General features: G+C 57.4%; 9 protein-coding genes and 1 pseudogene. 2 read left to right on the forward strand and 8 right to left on the reverse strand.

All coding sequences use genetic code 11. From position 1 onward, the window contains the following. Positions 1–146: 146 nt before the first annotated feature. Positions 147–1,490, forward strand: coding sequence for a tRNA modification GTPase (locus NB063_RS10820; protein ID WP_250928748.1), 1,344 nt, complete (start codon positions 147–149; stop codon positions 1,488–1,490). Positions 1,491–1,512: 22 nt separating this feature from the next. Here the strand turns inward: NB063_RS10820 and NB063_RS10825 are convergent, their stop codons facing one another. The 5 genes from NB063_RS10825 to NB063_RS10845 form a co-directional block, all read right to left on the reverse strand. Further along, positions 1,513–1,875 carry a DUF971 domain-containing protein gene (locus NB063_RS10825; RefSeq protein ID WP_250928749.1) on the reverse strand — a complete coding sequence of 121 codons (363 nt, stop codon included), beginning with the start codon at positions 1,873–1,875 and terminating at the stop codon, positions 1,513–1,515. A gap of 4 nt (positions 1,876–1,879) precedes the next feature. Further along, entirely contained in the window at positions 1,880–3,877 is a 1,998-nt protein-coding gene (locus NB063_RS10830; protein ID WP_250928750.1) for a YjhG/YagF family D-xylonate dehydratase, read from the reverse strand. Beyond that, complete coding sequence (locus tag NB063_RS10835) at positions 3,870–4,535, reverse strand: zinc metallopeptidase (RefSeq protein ID WP_250928751.1); 666 nt, start codon at positions 4,533–4,535, stop codon at positions 3,870–3,872. The genes NB063_RS10830 and NB063_RS10835 overlap by 8 nt, the downstream gene beginning before the upstream one ends. 410 nt (positions 4,536–4,945) lie before the next feature. Continuing rightward, complete coding sequence (locus NB063_RS10840; RefSeq protein ID WP_250928752.1) at positions 4,946–5,500, reverse strand: hypothetical protein; 555 nt, start codon at positions 5,498–5,500, stop codon at positions 4,946–4,948. A gap of 10 nt (positions 5,501–5,510) precedes the next feature. Next, positions 5,511–7,052, reverse strand: coding sequence for a YifB family Mg chelatase-like AAA ATPase (locus NB063_RS10845; protein WP_250928753.1), 1,542 nt, complete (start codon positions 7,050–7,052; stop codon positions 5,511–5,513). Positions 7,053–7,329: 277 nt separating this feature from the next. On the opposite strand from NB063_RS10845, the gene NB063_RS10850 reads away from it, so the two are divergent. Then, on the forward strand, positions 7,330–8,490 hold the full coding sequence (locus tag NB063_RS10850) for a transposase (protein ID WP_250928754.1): 1,161 nt from the start codon (positions 7,330–7,332) through the stop codon (positions 8,488–8,490). A gap of 260 nt (positions 8,491–8,750) precedes the next feature. Here NB063_RS10850 and NB063_RS10855 read toward each other — a convergent pair whose 3' ends face one another. The 3 genes and pseudogenes from NB063_RS10855 to NB063_RS10865 form a co-directional block, all read right to left on the reverse strand. Next, the gene (locus tag NB063_RS10855) at positions 8,751–15,812 is read right to left on the reverse strand and encodes a CARDB domain-containing protein (RefSeq protein ID WP_250928755.1); all 7,062 of its coding nucleotides are present in this window, start codon (positions 15,810–15,812) and stop codon (positions 8,751–8,753) included. A gap of 624 nt (positions 15,813–16,436) precedes the next feature. Next, positions 16,437–16,588: pseudogene (locus tag NB063_RS10860) on the reverse strand (transposase); the annotation flags it as partial. Between the two features lie 5 nt (positions 16,589–16,593). After that, positions 16,594–17,727, reverse strand: a complete 1,134-nt coding sequence (locus tag NB063_RS10865; RefSeq protein ID WP_250928756.1) for a polysaccharide biosynthesis/export family protein — start codon at positions 17,725–17,727, stop codon at positions 16,594–16,596. Between the last annotated feature and the right edge of the window lie 66 nt (positions 17,728–17,793).

A 17,793-nucleotide genomic window follows, 5' to 3' on the forward strand; every position in this document is an offset into this window, starting at 1 on the left:
ACGGCGGGCGTCGATGATACGCGGTTCGTTCTCCGCAATCACGTTCGCGCCCGTACAGGTATGCCGCCATTAACCACCTAACTCTGGACGACACGATCATCGCAGTCGCCTCGCCGCTCGCTCCGGCCCCCCGCGGAATTGTGCGGATGTCGGGCGGGCAGGTCGTTGCGATTCTGCAGCGGGTGAATTTGATCGCGGGTGAATTGGCCGACCGTCGGACGCGGCGTTATCCGTCTCGTCTCGATTTGGGCGATTTGCTCGGCGAGATCGATGTGGACGTGATGTTGTGGCCGACGTCTCGGAGTTACACCGGGCAACCCTCCGCGGAACTGCACCTGATCGGGTCGCTGCCGATTCTCGATGCGGTGGTCGATCGGTTGATCGCCGCCGGAGGCCGCGCGGCGCGTGCGGGTGAATTCACTATGCGTTCCTTTTTGGCGGGACGACTGGATTTGCCGCAGGCCGAAGCGGTGTTAGGGGTTATCGATGCGGAAGATCCGGGCACGCTGAATCAGGCTCTCTCGCAACTCGCCGGCAATCTCTCACGCCCTCTTCAGACTGCTCGCGGGGAGTTGCTCGATCTGCTCGCCGATGTCGAAGCGGGGCTGGATTTCGTCGATGAAGACATTGAGTTCATTGAGGATGCCGACCTGATCGATCGGCTCGAACAACTCCGCAACTTGCTCGGCCGCACGAGTGAACAACTTCGCGAACGTTCGGCCTCGACGTCCTCACTTGAAATTGTTTTGCGAGGGCTTCCCAACGCGGGTAAGAGCTGTTTGCTGAACGCCTTGTCGCAAACTGAATCCGCGATCGTTACCGAACAAGCCGGTACGACTCGCGACAGTATCTCCGTTTCGTTTGAAGTCGATGGATATTCGGTTCGAGTAACCGACACAGCCGGGATTGAATGGCGGGCGGCGAACGATCCCGACGCGGCGGTATTAGAAAAGGCCCAGCGACAAGCGATCGAAGCGGCGTCCCGTGCCGATTTGTGCTTGTGGTGTGTTGACGCCAATAGTCAGGAACCAGAATCTGCGCTGGAGAATCTGCAAGCGATGATCACGGACCGCCAACCTCACAAAAAATCGATCGAGAATTGGGTGTTGCTGACGAAGGCGGATTTGGTGTCGGAGCCTCCCAAATGGATCGATGTTCTCGGCTCGATGGGGATTGAGTCGATGATGATCAGCACGCTAGCGGGCACCGGCATGAGTGAACTCGGCAACAAAATTGCCGCGGCCGCCGAGCGGATCGACGCGACGGAAGTAGGCAGCGTGATCGGTACCGCTGCCCGATGTCGTGGTTCGTTGATGGGAGCGATCGACGCGATTGTGCGCGCCATTGACGCGACGCAAACGCAAGCCGGGCATGAACTCGTCGCCACCGAAATACGTTCCGCGGCGGAACTGATCGGCGACGTCACGGGAGAAGTCTACACCGACGATCTACTCGACCGAGTGTTCAGCCGGTTTTGTATTGGGAAGTAGCTCGACGGTTGTCGCAGGTCACTCAGTCGTCTTCGCGTCGCAATCTTGCGAACGTATACAGTCCTGAGTGATGCCCGTCGCTGAATGCGATGTTGTACGCGTAGGTGCCCACCGGTTGCATTCCTTCGATTCGCGTCGGCCGAGCTTCGGCGGCGCTGAGTACGGGCAGCCCGATCGGTTTGGCCTTCTGAGTCGATTCCGCGACCTCATCATCGCCGTGAAGTTGGCCGCGTTTTTCGCGGCATGTTGCGCAGGGGCACGCGTTGCGCAGTTGCTGCGCGGTCCACTGCGTCACCTCTCCATCACTCCACGTGATTCGAATGCCGGTGTCGCCGATTCGCTCGATCGCTTTGGGTGAGTATGCCACCGGATCGTCCATTTTCATCGTTTTATCTTTTGGTGTTTTCGCGAGCCGTCTTGCCCGCCTCGAGCGTTGCCAGAATTTCATCGACATCATACACACACCCGCCCCAGGTTCCGCCACCGATCTGTTGCAACGCCGCCCAGAGTCGCGTGTCGTCGGGGATCGCCGCATCGACTTGCAGATGAGGATGGCGTGAACGTGTGGCAAGAGCCTCGGTCGGCAGAACGCCGTCATGGGTTTCGACTAGGTCGACGTGTCCCTCAAGAGTGCTGCGGTTGATTTCGATTTCGATCACGTCCCCATCTCGGACACGTCCGATCGGACCATCCGCGAGTGCCTCTGGGCCAACGTGTCCGATGCAGGCGCCCGTGCTAACGCCGGAGAACCTCGCGTCGGTGATCAACGCGACCTCTTTGCCGAACGACAGGTACTTTAACGCAGACGTGATTTGGTAAGTCTCTTCCATCCCGCATCCGATGGGGCCACGCCCGATCAGCACGATCACGTCGCCCGATTCGATCGGCGAATCCGTTTGCCCTTTCACCGCGCGTATCGCGTCACGTTCTGTGGTGAAGACGCGTGCCCTTCCTCGCTTGCGGTACACGCCGTCTTCATCGATCACACTTGGGTCGATCGAGGTGGCTTTGATCACGGAGCCTTCTGGGCACAAGTTTCCTTTGGGGAAACATACAGTACTCGTCAGTCCTGCTTTGCGGGCCACGGTAGGTGACATGATCACGTCATCGGGGTCCACGCCGTCGGCCAATCGCAATCGTTCACGACATACCTCTCGCCGTGGTGATGTTTCCCACGCATCGAGAATCTCGTCCCAAGTCATGCCGGAAACCGTCTTCGCGTCGGTGTTCCACAATCCTGCCCGGCGGAGATGTAACGCGACTTCGGGGACTCCACCGGCCAAGAAAAATTGCACCGTCGGATGGCCCACTGGGCCGTTGGGGAGGCAGTCGACGAACCGGGGAACTTGTTGATTGATCCGCGAGAAATCATCCACGTTGGGACGTCGAATTCCCGCCGCTGCGGCGATCGCAGCGATGTGCAGCAACAGATTGGTGCTGCCCCCGACCGCAGCGTGCATTCGCATCGCGTTTTCAAACGCTGCTTCGGTCAGGATATCGCTTAGCGTGATCCCCGACGCGTGCATCGCCGCAGCGGCCGTAGCGGAATCTCGAGCCAAACGGGTCCAGATTGGTTGTCCACTCGGAGCGAGCGCCGCATGCGGAACCGTCATGCCGAGTGCTTCTGCGATGACTTGGCTTGTCGCCGCTGTGCCGAGAAACTGGCACCCGCCACCGGGAGTCCCGCAAGCGCGGCATCCCGCAACAGAAGCTTCTTCGAGCGACATTTCGCCGCGCGAATAACGGGCGCCGATCGTTTGCACTTTTCCAGCGTCTTCGCCGATTGTCGGTGGTAAGGTCACGCCGCCGGGAACCAAAACGTTCGCCAGATGACCGGTTCCCGCGAGCGCCATCATCATGGCGGGTAGTCCTTTGTCGCACGTCGCGATGCCGATCACGCCTTTGCGTTGGGGCAACGAACGGATCAATCGACGCATCACGATCGCGGCGTCGTTGCGATAGGGCAACGAATCAAACATGCCGTGCGTGCCCTGCGTTCGACCGTCACACGGGTCACTGACGAACGCGGCGAACGGGACGCCGCCGTGCGTCTCAATCTGTTCCGCGGCGGCGCGGACGAGCAGGCCAACTTCCCAATGGCCGGTGTGATAGCCGAGTGCCACGGGCGTGCCGTCGGGATTCCGGACGCCCCCTTGCGTGCTCATGATCAAATACTGATCGCCGAGCACGCGGCGCGGGTCGAATCCCATGCCGACACTTTGCGTTAGACCGAAGAGATCCCCGCTGGTCCATTCGCGCAGGATCTCGTCGCTGAGTGGCAAACTGCCTTGAGGCCCGTCCGCCTTTGTCGCTAACGACTCGGGCGGATCGAGGGCTGAAAAGTAGTCAGGACGGGGAGGAGGCGTGACCGGTCGCTTTTCAATCACGACGTCCTGTCAGGATGTAGAGGTAGTAGGCGAGTGTCATGATCGACTGCAAAGTCGCCGCGACGTAGGTGAGAGCAGCCGCATTGAGGACCTTGGCGACGTACTTTTCTTCTTGTGCGGTGATCAAGCCGTACTCGACCAAGTGTTCACGGGCACGACTCGATGCGTTGAACTCAACCGGCAAGTTCACGACTTGGAAAAACACCACAGCCGAGAACAAGGCCACGCCGACCCACATCAATGCTGGGAACGAAAAAATCGCTCCCACGAACAAGAGTGTCGCGCCGATGCCGCTACCAAAGTTTGCTGCTGGAACGGCGAGGTTCCGAACGACCAGCGGGGCGTACCCTTGCGCGTCTTGGAAGGCGTGGCCAGCTTCGTGGCAGGCTACCCCGAGCGCCGCCATCGAGTGTCCCCCATAAACGTCCGGGCTCAATCGCAATACCTTGGACCGCGGGTCGTAGTGATCCGATAGTTGGCCAGGAACCTGTTCGATGCCGACGGATTGCAATCCAGCCGCATCGAGCATCCGCCGGGCGGCGGTAGCTCCCGACATTCTCGCTGGCACTTGGCTCATCGCCGCGAACGACGACTTAACTTTCCACTGGGCGTAGAGCCCGAGCAAAAACGGAGGAAGCACAAACAGGAAATAGATCATCGGTGGTTTGTTCGTTGGTTAAGTGAAAGGAGAGACCCCGCTCGGAAAAGTATCCAAATGGAGTCAACCGCCATTTCGGCAGCTATTCAATACTGTCTCATCTAATACGCAACAATCGGACCAACGTTCGCATCCTCGACCCAGGACGATACCAAATCGGAGTTAAGTCGTTCTGGTTAGGGCGGTTACGGCGTCGTTGGTGTGCGTCGGTCTACCAGGAAACAACGGACGACGGATCCGCAGGCACCAGACGCTGACCAGCGGACTTGGGAGCTGATGGGGCCTCGAACGGTCAAACCTGTTGGTTGGTCTCAATCTTGATAGGCCTGTTTTTACGGAAAGGTGGGTGGGGTTGAAGAGAGATTTGTGGGCGTTGTCCGTGAAAAACTCCGGAAGTGGCACTCCGAATATTAAGTCCTTGTTTCGTGTGATCGAGTTGGGGCCACGTGGCGCCGATTTCGTTCAGCGATTAGTTGACGGCGGCGTTCATGGTATCGCCGTTTGCGTCGCTCGTAGTCATCGGCCTTTTTGCAGGTTGAGATGATCCCGAAGATTGCCATGCAGACAAATAGGATTCCAAACAACGCCATCGGTGGAAACGCGATTCCAGCTACGAACGTCCAGAAAATGCCAAAGGCAACGACAAAGCCTCCCACGACAACTGTTACCCCTTTTTCGGGAACGCTCTCGCTGCCGTTCTTATTGGTGACCATGAGTTCGCGGCGATCGCGTTCCCACTCGCGGTCGAGTCGGTCGATTTCAGAGTCGCCCTTGAGCATTTCGACGTCGCGCACGAGTGCGTTCGTCGTTTGTTTGATTTCTTCCAACAGCTCGGTCGAGTAACTGCTGCCGGTATGATGAATCGCGAGGTGGGCGTTGCAGTATCCGCAGGTGACGAACTTGGCCGACTTGCGAACTTCGATGGGGGCGCCGCAATGATTGCAGCAGAGCGAAATGAGTTTCATCGTTAAGTTGCTATACCCACAAATCGGCGTCAAGGTTTCGGTAGCTGATCGCTTCGGCGAGATGTTCTTCACCGATTCGGTGGCTGCCCGCGATGTCGGCAATGGTTCGCGCCACCCGTAGGATCTTATCGTGTGCCCGAGCGGAGAGCCCTAGCGATTCGACGCCCGCACGTAGCAATTGTACGCTGGCCGGTTCCAATTCGCAGTACTGCCTCACTTGGCGACTCGTCATTTGGGCGTTGTATCTTACTGGACTATCGCGGAATCGTTCGCTTTGTGCTTCGCGGGCACGCATCACGTTTTCCCGCATCATCTCGCTGCTCTCACTCGTTGTCGTTTTTGCCGACAATTCCTCGAACGGGACCGCGGGCACTTCGATGTGAATGTCGATCCTGTCTAATAAGGGGCCACTAATCTTTCCCATGTACCGTTCGATTTGGGGTGGCGTGCAATTACAACTGCGTCGCGGATCGCTGCGGTACCCGCACGGACACGGGTTGGCGGCCGCGATCAACATGAAATCGGCGGGGAACGTGGTGCTTCGAAGTGCACGTGAGATGGTCACGATGCCGTCTTCGAGTGGTTGCCGCATCACCTCGAGCGTCTTGCGATTGAACTCCGGCAGTTCATCGAGAAACAGAATCCCGTTGTGAGCTTTGCTGATCTCGCCGGGAGAAGGCGGGCTGCCGCCTCCGACCAAACCCGCATCGCTGATCGTGTGATGCGGGCATCGAAAGGGGCGTTTTGCGATCAACGGCTGCTTCGCCGGTAATTGGCCGACAGCACTGTAAATCCGCGTCGTCTCGATCGATTCGGCGGGAACCAACTGCGGTAGGATCGTCGGGATGCGTTTGGCAAGCATCGTTTTGCCCGACCCCGGCGGCCCGATCATCAGCAGATTATGTCGTCCGGCGGCTGCGAGCGTCATCGCACGTTTGGCCATTTCTTGGCCGCGAACGTCGGCAAAGTCGACGTCGTATTCGCTGAAGCGTTCGAACAATTCTTCGATACGGCTTGGAACGGCGGGGATGTCGATTTCGCCGGCCAAGAAGGCGACGCACTGTGCCAGAGAATCGACCGCGATGACTTCGAGGTCTTCGACGACTGCGGCTTCGGGAGCGTTCTCTGCCGGAACGATCAGTCCTTTGAGTGATTGATCTTTGGCCGCTTCGATGGCGATCGACAATACTCCCTTGATCGGACGAGTGATTCCCTCGAGGGCCAGTTCGCCGACCACGGCGTAGTCTTCGAGTCGCTCGGCATCGAGTTGTCCGCTTCCGGCGAGCACACCCAAGGCGATCGGCAGGTCAAACGAGGGAGCTTGTTTTGGGAGATCACCCGGTGCCAAATTGATGACAACGCGGTCATGCGGCCGGATGTAACCGCTGTTGGAGATCGCCCGTTCGACCCTGTGGGTGGACTCTTTGACGGCCGTGTCGGGCAACCCAACGAGGATCGTTTTGGGCATGGCGGCGGGTGAGATATCAACCTCGACATCCACCGCCATCGCCTCGATCCCGAGCAACGTGAATGTTTTCAGTCGTGCTAGCATTGCGTCATCCCCCGACCCAAAACGGCATCCACGTCAGTCGCCCCAATCGCACCGGCGTTTACTTATCCTGACGCCCACCAAAACGCGACGCAACAGGGGAGAAAAGTGAGCCCGGCAATCCCCAAAACAAATTGACGTCACCAACCCTCCTCCCAAATGGTGCCACCCACCTACTAGTTGACCCGCTCCCAGATGGTGCCACCCACCTAGTAGTTGACCCGAGATGGGTGATGCGTACACTTAATCAGCAACACTTCTCTTTCCACGAGCCGGAAAAATGCCGAGACCTAATCGAGAAGAACAGTTTGAGACGGGAGAGATCTGTATTGTCCATGCCGTCCAGCGATGCGTGCGGCGTGCGTTTCTCGCTGGTGTTGATGCTGCGACGGGGAAGGACTACTCGTATCGAAAAGAGTGGATTCGCCGAAGAATGGAGGCACTTGCTTCGGTTTTCGGCATTGATGTGCTCTCGTATGCCATCATGAGCAACCACTTGCATGTGATCTTGCGCAATCGTCCTGACGTGGTCGCCAGTTGGAGTGACGCTGAGGTTGCGATCCGATGGCTACGAGTTTTTCCTGGACGGCGGATGGAAGAGCATCTCGCGGAACCGACCGAGCATGAAGTCAAAGTGCTAGCCGCAAACTCGGAACGGATCGCTGAAATTCGACTGAGAATGTCGGATATCTCCTGGTTCATGCGGTCGCTCGCCGAACCGATTTCTCGCTTGGCCAACAAGCAGGACGAATGTACGGGCCGGTTTTGGGAGGGACGATTCAAGGCTCAGCGGATTGTCGACGAGGCCGGGTTGTTGGCGTGCAGCATGTACGTGGATCTCAATCCGGTTCGTGCTGCAATGACGTCAGATCCCGAGAAGGCTCCGCACACATCAGCGTTTGACCGCATTCAGGCGAGCCAAGGCAAACGAATCGATTCCGCGGCGTTCGACCTAAAACCGGTCCCTACCGAGGAAGCGGCCAAACAGATCCGTGAAACGCCTGTTGATGAACTACGCGAGCAACGGAAAGCCAAGAAACGCAATCCGACAGGAAAGCGGATCAAACGCGACGCTTGGTTGGCGCCGCTGACGCTGTCGCCCGACAAACTATCCGGTGATGCGGAAGTAAACAGAGACGGAGTGCGAGCGAGCGACAAAGGGTTCCTCCAGGTGTCGGTGCGCGAATACCTGAGGCTGCTGCGTTGGACAGCGAAACAGAACATCGACGGAATGGCGGCAGCGATACCTAGTTCGCTTGCAAGCACACTGACGCAACTCGGAATCGACGCATCGATGTGGCGAGACCTTGTTTGGAATTGGCAGAAGTATTTTGGCAAATCGAGCTGTGTCGGTTCGCCCGATTCGATGCGCCTCGACGCGAAACGTTGTGGCAAGCATCATCACCAAGGCCAAGCTTCCGCATCTGCCTGTTTTATCTAGCTCCAATGGCTGCTCGACTCTGAAACGCCGGTAGCAATGGGCTCATCTTCTGCGCCGATCAATGCGATCCCTCTCAGTTGATGGAAAAACTGCGACATCACATTGAAAGACGACGGATAGAGGTCGCGATAGGTACGCTTTCGGAGAGCACACTACGAGTCCACAACGTCAAATCATCAGATGAAAGATGCGTGGCACCGAATTGCCCGAATTGCCTTTCCGAGTTGCCAATAGCGACGGCACGCCGTGAGGGCGTTCGATCAATTGAGCTCCGTGAGTTCCCGTATCCAATCAGAGTCGATCGGACGCCACCGTTCATCAGCGGGACGGGATGACCAGCCCTCCTCCGCATCCAGTAGGAGTTCACGTAGCACGCGGTCTGAGACTGCGGCTCGGCTGATCCATTTCGATGGAAGATGCATGTTTTCGGCGAGCTGCTCGATGACATCCGGAGTCTCTTTTTTAGTCAGGACGAGCAAACTGACTTGCGGAGCAGGCTCCGTTCGGGTGGATTCGGGGGCAACGGTTTGGGGAGCCGAGCTTAGTTCGGATGTCTCGACGATGGGTTCACCGAAAAACGCTGCCGCAGACTCGCGGTTGAGTTGATTGATGATAACCAGCGCATCGAGTTCGGTGACGAATCCGTCGCCGTTGGGGTCATAGAAGGGTTTCGGCGTTGGAGGAACCGGCAATTTGCGATCTCGGTTTCGGTTGAGCTCATTAATGATGACCAAAGCGTCCAATGCGGTATGTCCGTTGGTGCCCTCAACATCGAATGGATCGTCCGGATTTGTCCACGACCGGAAAGGGTTCAGCGCGACAATTTCAATGTTGTCGAACCGCTCGTTTTGTTCAGCGACGGCATGGTTTGCGTCAACAATGATGTATCCCGTTCGTACACCGCCCAATCGCGTGCGGGCGTTGGGGATGGTGAAGGAGAATGCGGACACTCCGCCTACGGTCAGTGAGCCTACGGTGATTTCAGCGAAGACTTCGCCGTTGTCTGGATCATCAAGCATCAGTCGAACAACTGCGTCAACGCCACTGGGAATATCTCCGGTCGAAATGACTTCTCCGGAAACGACGATGTCCTCGCCGTCAAGGTTGGCAACAACGTTTTTAGAAGCTAGGTCGGGCAAGAATCTCTGAATCGACGCTGTGTTGTTCGACTCGTTCTTTTCCGTAACGGTGTTATCGGGATCAGCTACGACGGACAGTTCAACGGTGCTTAGGGGATTGGCCGGTTCGCTCCAGTCAAACATGACGTCCAGCGATTCCCCTGGCGCCAGGGCTCCGATGTTGATCGCGGTGCCGAATACGGTTCCATCGGCCTCCAGGTGAGCGGTGGTCGCCGTGCTGGCCAAATCACCGGTGTTGGTGATTGTGGACGAGACGCGAAGCGTTCCGGGCGCGGGTGAAGAAGTTGTCAACGCTGAGGCAACAAGGTCGGGGGCGATCAGTGCCGTCGATTGACCCAGCGAGGGCGTCGTCAAAATCGGCGTGTCCCCAGGGATATGTTCGCCCTGACCTGGTCCAATGTTGGTCGTGATCGTGCGACTGATATTCAATACATGGAGTGCGTTATCTTCGACATAGGGAAGTAACCACCATGGCAACTGGCCATCGGGGGTCGAGAGCCTCTGCGGGCTTCCCCAGACTCCGTCGACGTCTTGCACCGCATAGCCAATACCGACCGCGTTGGAGAACGATTCGATCCATGCGATGACGACGCGTCCCGAATCATCCAGCGTCATCACAGGATCGGAGATTCCCGCTGATTTGGCGACGAGGTTGGGTGTTCCCAATTGTCCGTTCTCAAACGTCGCATAATACAACGCGTCGATGGTGTTTTCGGGACGAGGTCCATCGGAGATCTGTTCGTTCAGCCAAGCCAATCCTGCCGCATCGGATCCCGGAAGTTTAATGATTTGGGGCGTCACCGCCTCGGGTTGGTCCGCCAGTAACAGGGTGGGTTGCCACGTTCCACCACGACTGATGGCGACTCGCATCCCCGGTCCACTGTCGAGCGATCCGCTATCCCAAGCGGCCAGCCCGTCTACGCCGTCGCCCAAATCGGCAAGTATCGCCTGAGGTGCCGTGGTCGCGTCCACCCCGGAGGCAATCGTTGCGGGAGTGGTCCAGTCGGTACCGTCGAATTCAACGATTCGGAGTGTGCTGTCGATTGTCTTTCCGTCATCGGGGAACAGGGACGTATCACCGTCTACGTCCGTCAAGAATGCCGCGGCCACGCCGGTATCTGTTGGGGTCAGCCGCGGCAGGTAATCCATCCCAACGCTCGACGTCAGCAGCGCCGGAGCCGACCACAAACCGTCAGTCGCGTTAAAGGTCGAATAGAAGAGGTCCATGGAACCCAGCAACGCGTAGGGGTCCGGATTCAGCGGGTCTACAATCGATGCTCCGACATGAGACCAAACCGCGACCGGTGTTCCGTCAGGCATCAGTGAAACGGTCGGCTGAACGTCGATCAAGCCATCATCGGTGATCGTTTGGGGTGTTTGCCAAACGCCATCGACTTCGCGAGCAGCGAGGATTTCGAGTTGACCCTCGACGGGTTTGGTTGGATCTTCGTCCACCCATACGAGAGTTTTCGTGCCGTCGTCGTGCACGGCCAGTGAGGGCGCCGCGTAGCGATAGCGAATATCGGGTAAGCCGTCGTTCGTGAGTGTTGCGAAGTGTTCCCCCGCGGTGCTCTGGGCCAGTTTGAGCGTGGGGGTGACGTTCTCGCCCTGGGCCAGTAACGCAGCAATCTGCTCTCCGCTGCCTCCGCCGCCACAACCGGCAAGCATGAACGGAGGATCGGGGAAATTGAATTCATAGGATGCGGTCGCGACGAGCACCTGGACCTCGGCGGTCAAGGCGAATTGCAACGTCACGGAATCGAGTAGACAGGGGGTCGCGGGCAGGTTGAAATTGGCATTGATGTTGCCGCCGATACCGCCTTCGGCATAGGCGAGGCCTTGATATCCGGCGGAGATCTTGAGGGCAGCCCCGACGCCGATTCCAAAACCCGCCGGTTGCCAATCAAGCGTGCCATCAAAGCTCTCTGCAACGGATAGCGTGGCGTTCAGAGATCCGCTGAGTTCCCCGTGTGCACTGAGGAAGCTGACCGGTGGCGGAAGCGGAACCGATGGGGTTTCCACATCACCCGCCAAACTCACTGTGGTCGACACTTCGACGATTTCGAGTGTGCCATTGGCGGGGCGCGCAGTACCGCTCAATTCCACATCCACTTCCGGCAGCACTTTTCGTCCCGCGATCACGCCTGACCAAGGTGCGGTGCCCGTCAACGTTGCAATCCCATCACTCCGGAAGTCCAAATCTACTTGGTACGATCCGATTTCCGGTCCGAGGTTGCCGCTTCCGATTTTCACCGAAACTGGTAGCTCGAAGAATCCGTCGGTAGTGAATCCGGGGAAGCCGAAACCGGCGTGATACTTCGCGACTTTGTCATAGGGGCCGTTGCCGACGTCTTCGACAGTGACAAAGGTGTCGCCGATCCACGCGGGGTTCTCGATCTGTGTGTAGTTGATTCCGAATACAGTGGGGGGCAAGTCCGAAAAGGACGTTGCCGTCAACGTCACGAGCGTGGTCCCCGGCGAGAGGTCCTCGCCGATGTCGAAGGTGTATTCGAATGGCGGCGTACTGGCGCCGAAGATTATGGTCGATTGCGTTGCGGTGCCCGCGTTGAAAGCGAGCGTTCGCGTAACACCTGCGCCGAGATCGTCACCCGGCAAATTTCCGTTCCAATCGATCGCCTCGACAATGACGTCGTTTTCCAGATTGACTCCCGCAAAGAATGCTCCCGGTTTGTATTCAGTTTTGACATCCGACTCTTTGATTACCGGACGGATGTTGACGAAGAGAGATTCGCTTTGCGTGTTGTTTTCGACGTCGTCGACCAGTTCCTTGATTGTGTTGTTGGGATCAATGGTGGCGATCAGTTGCAGGTTCTTGCTGCCGCCGGAATCTAACAAAATATCGGTGATGTCCCATTCGATATCGATCATGACATCGATCGGCTCATCAAGCGGCGCGGGAAGGTTGACAAACTGATCCTGATCCACGGGGCCGAGTGTGTTGCCATCCTGGTCGCGGAATTGAACGAGTACTCCTGATGCGTCGCGTCCGCCTTCGTTGCGAACGATAATCGTGTCACGAAATAGGAAGGCGCCATTCTCAAACGAGATCTTTTCGAGCGTGAAGTCGAGATCCTCGATGACTAATTCGGGGGCTGACACCGACGCCGAGAATTCGCTGGTGTTGCCATCCGGGTCCGTCGCCGTCATCGCAAAGGAGTTTGCCCGCTGACCACCGCGTGACGGGACCGGTTGTGGTGCCGGCACGTCGACGGTGAAGTTGGCAACGCCGGTCGGTCCGACGGCAACATCGATCGTCGTCAGCGGGATGCGTCCCTGTCCGGCAACTTCACGTCGAAAGTTTCCAAAGACTTCTACTGTGTACGTTTTATTGGGCGTGGTTTCCAAGCGGCTGACTAACCGAATCGTGGATCGATCGGCTGATGGTTGGAGATCCTCGATCACGGGAAAGTTCTGCAGGAGGTTCGGTCCGGTGTCCGTATCGGGGAATCCTTGGCCCTCGGCTCCGTCGTTGTCGGTGATATCAGGTGGTCCGAGGTCGATACCTTGAGAGCCATTTAAGAAGATCGAATTGTTCGAGATGCGATTGCCGATGGCTGTCTCACCGGTGACCCGCACGCCATCCAAACTGTTGGTGGCAATGACATTGCCTGCGACTTTTTCGGGGATGCTCGCCGATGCAGGAATCGCAACGGTCGGCTTTCCTCCGATCCAATTGTTGGATGCGTCCTCGATATCGATTCCGTTTTCGAGATTTCCGAGCACGAGAAGTTTTTCATCTACGAACCCGAGTGCAGCGGTCCCAATGCCGTTACCCAGGATCTGATTTCCGCTCGCCGATCCTTCGATACGAATCCCGCTATCGAGGTTATCGGAAATGATGTTGCCGGCGGTCGGGAATGATCCCACGGGCACGTTGGCGTAGGGGCCGATGCGATTGTCGCGGGCGTCGATGATCCGTACGCCGTGGTCGCGGTTACCGAGTTGCTCGTCGCCGATGATGCCGACACCGATGTGGTTTCCGATCACGAGGTTTCCTGTCGCTAGCTGTCCATCGATCCGCAGTCCATCGGCCCTGTTGCCGGAAATCAGATTCCCATGCACATCGGTGTCGATGACTTTGCCAATGAGATTGTTCGAAGAGTCTTGAATCAGAATGCCCGATTCGCCATTGGGGATCCTTTCTGTCCCGGTAGCGTCGAGTCCAATCGTGTTACCGTATATCTCATTTTCTTGGGCGGCATTGCCGAAAATGATGATGCCATCGGCGGCATTCCCCGAGATGAGGTTTCGCATCCCCGGCTTGTCACCGCCCACCCGCGTGCCTTGGATATTACTGTCTAGGTGAACGCCCCTGGCTCCGTTCGGAATGGCCGCGTCACCAGACGCGTTGGTGCCAATCATGTTTCCTTCGATGACGGCGTCCATGATGACCGGAGCCGCCGAAGCACCAAAGAACGTGACGCCGTCGCCACCGTTTCCCGAAATGAGATTTCCCAACCCACCTCCGTCGCCACCGACATGAGTTCCGTTGGCGCTGACGACTAAGACACCATCACCCGCGTTGGGAAGCGCGGCATCACCGGCGGCGTTGGTGCCGATACGATTGCCCTGCACTACCGTGTTGCGAGCATTCGAGTTGGCGATGAAGATGCCATGTCCAAAGATATTCTCCGCGGGCAATGCGATCGATCCGCTGATCACGTTCCCAAGGATTGTGGATGAACCTTCTGAGATCGGTCCGCCGATCAGGGTGCCGGGGGCATCATTGATCAGGATGCCAGTATTGTTTCCGATGGCTACATCACCATCAATATTTGTACCAATCCGATTGCCCTGGATTTTGTTGGCTGCAGAGGTTGATCCGGCAATCAAAATGCCTGTCTGGTTGGCGGAGATGGTGTTTCCGACCGGGCCACCGATGGTATTGGCGCCGGCGAACAAAACATCGACCCCGATACCATTGGGTAGCGGGTCCTCGAATGCACTCAGTCCGATCAGATTGCCGTCGATGGTGTTGAGTGTCGGACCATTGTTGATGCGTATTCCTGCCTCGGCGTGGCCCGCAATGACATTTCCTGCTCCCGGATCAGTGCCGCCGATCACGTTCGACGAAGGGCCGAAGGGAGGGCGCCCTTGGGAGTCCAGTACGATGCCGACACGTTGATCAGGCAGCGCTGCGGTGCCTTCGACATTGGTACCGATGAAGTTGCCTTGGATCGTATTGTTGGACGCGTTCTCCAGCAAACGGATTCCGATCCCACTGCTCGAAATCACGTTGCCTTCGCCTGCCTCGCTTCCACCGATCTGATTGCCACCCATGGCTTGGACAGAAATGCCCGCGGTGACATTGGGTATCGGAGCACCCGAGGGATCGATGCCGATCCAGTTGCCTTGAATAATATTGCCTGCCGCCGCAACAGGATTGTTGAGGGAGATGCTTCCGACGTCGATGCCGATGTTGAAGCCACCGATCACATTGCCGGCTCCAGGTGCCGAACCACCGATTCGGTTGCCGGTTGCCGTATTGGTCGGACCGGTGCCTGCGAGGATAGCGATGCCAGCGGCGTTAGGATTCGCGTCGACGGATTGCGTTTCAGGATTGAAACCGATGAAACTGCCTTCGACGACGTTCGTGTTTCCCGTGATCGATAGTCCACCGGCGAGAACGACGACCGAGTCGTTGGTGCCTGTGCCGCCGATTTGATTGCCGTTGCCCGGCACATGCAGTGATTCAGCAATCACATCTTGAATCGTATTGTTATTCGTCGGCACGGTGAACGTGTCTTGAACGAAGAGGCCTTTCACCGTGGCACCATCGCCAAAGGTAACAATGTTGCCTTGAATGATGACGCGGCCCGACGCTTGAGTTGTACCGTCCAAGGTGACGTTCGCCGCGATTCCTAACCCGCCCGGGATCTCCGGTACAAAGTTCGCGTCACCGGGGATTGCGAAAATGATCGTATCGCCACCGCCATTGATCGCCGATTGTTCGAGCGCGGCACGCAGGGTGCATACATTGTTGGCCGGCGTCGGTGGTGTGGTGTTGGGGTTGAACGCGGTATCGCACGCCCCGTCATCCCCAAAGCTGTCGCCGTCTCCACCGGCCGAATTGACCGTGTAGGTGGCCAACAAACGTCGTTGTTCCAGAGTTTCGACGAACAGTCGTCGACGTCGCGAGACAAATTTGGATAGCCGGCTCATTCCAGCACTCATGGTTAGAGAGTTGCGGACGGCACTGCATGCGAAAAATTCGCTAGCAGGAATGGCATTCGATCGGACACCGACAGGTTGAATGCCGCGTGTTTCATGCTCGCACAAAACAGGGCTTCCTACATTATCGATTGTGCCCCCCCTGGGCATGAGAGTCGAGCGGTTTCAGCATATTTCTGCCACAAACCTGAAAATGATCATTTTCAGGGGTTCTCAACCTGTTCCGGCTGCCTCGCTCCGACACGCGACATCGCAACAGCATTCCTCGTATCTACAAGCGCACTTTCTTCATGGAGGAACGGGAGAGCCTCTTGTCTTGAAGTGGGAGATCATTGCTTTGGCCTGATGAAGGCTCCTCCAACAGAAGAATTCGAGCGTATGCTGAGTGTCATTGATCCGATGCAACACGAGACGCACCAAGAGGCGACGAACTTCTGGTACGGTCAACGGAATCAGAGTTCCCGCTTTTTTTAATCAAGTGAATTCTCGTGGCTGCGAACAGTGCAGAGAATCGCATGAGCGAACATCGAGAGAGTGATGTGACGGCACTACGCATGCCAATTGCGAACTTCATATTCGTCCAAGCCCGTTTCCTGCTTTGACTGTTCAAAGAGCACGGTCATCGCACCACGCTTTGGGCAAGTAGAGTTCGCGATCAATGAACGCATGCCCTTGGAAGAGCGATAAGTCAGAAAGACACCAATCTGGCAATTCTCGATTCGGCTGGCAGTCCCTGAATACTGCTGGGCAACTCCTGCTGACTGGGTGCTTGCTATTGCGACAGTGATGGGAAGCTGAGTTCGCCGTCGATGTCGGACGGAGGTGATGATGGGGTGGGGGTGCGGGGGTGAGTGTTGGGGCTGAGGTAATCTTTTAAGGTTGAACTTGGTTCGCTCGAATTGTATCGGTCGGGTTCGACGAGACCATTCGGACGCAGCGGGTCGTTGGCCAGTCGCATCCATCCGACGCTGCCGGGTGAGATCATGGTGTTGAGCACGGGAGGCATTGGCTGCGCCGTGACGAGCGGCGGGTTTTGGCAGGCTCGGTTGCAACCGGAACATCGCGAACACGTGCGACTGGCTCGCCAAAACATGAGTTCGTCCATGCAAGATCGCGACGATACGAAGATGCGGTCTCCCGGTTGCAGTTGATAGTTTGACGAGGTGTTGCCGAGCTGCACGATCTCACGATAACAGACCGGTAACGTCACACGGCATTCGCAGGGATCGGTTGGACGGGCGAGCAGAATCTTGCACGGATTCGAACTGCTGGTCAAACCGCCCGCCGTCACGATCGCGTCAAGAACCGTCTCGTATCCCACTAAAGGATAGGCACCCGGCGCGTTTACTTCGCCGAGCACGTAGTAGCGATGAACGGGGTCGAGCATTCTGACGTTGACCGCGATCGCATCGCAGTCGCTTGGCAAGGCGGCTGCATCGATTGCGGTACGGTCCTCTTCGCTCGCGAATTGCTTGCACGCTTCTCGCTGTTGCCGGATCTGATACGCGATCTGCTGTTCAATCATCGATTCGGCTTGCTCAAGACTTTGCCCCGCAACGATTACTCGCCCATAGGGACCCAGATCGACGGTTCCGTCGGCGAGCACGATTTGATCGGCCGGCAGTCGCAGGTCGCGTTCCAGATTGACGGGTTCAATCAGCAACGCATCGCCGGGTTCGATGGCGTGAGGTGGCAGCACGGATTTCGCGTTTTCCCGCGGCAGACCTTGGGGAATCCGTGACGCGTCGAGGACGGCTTCGGATTCTCGCGTCAGCATCGAATTCGACGGATACAGCGATAGGCCCAACGTGCTGCATCCGCTCAGTAGCAAACAGCAAGCCATCGCACCCAACATCCACACACGTACTCGGTTGGCATGCTGGACGTCTTTATCGCTGCAAGTCATCTTACCACCTGTTCCCGTGAAATCGCTTCCATGAGAACAATCGGCTCAGCAGGCTGACGGAACGCT

It is taken from the genome of Aporhodopirellula aestuarii (assembly GCF_023701485.1).
GTDB lineage: Bacteria > Planctomycetota > Planctomycetia > Pirellulales > Pirellulaceae > Rhodopirellula > Rhodopirellula aestuarii.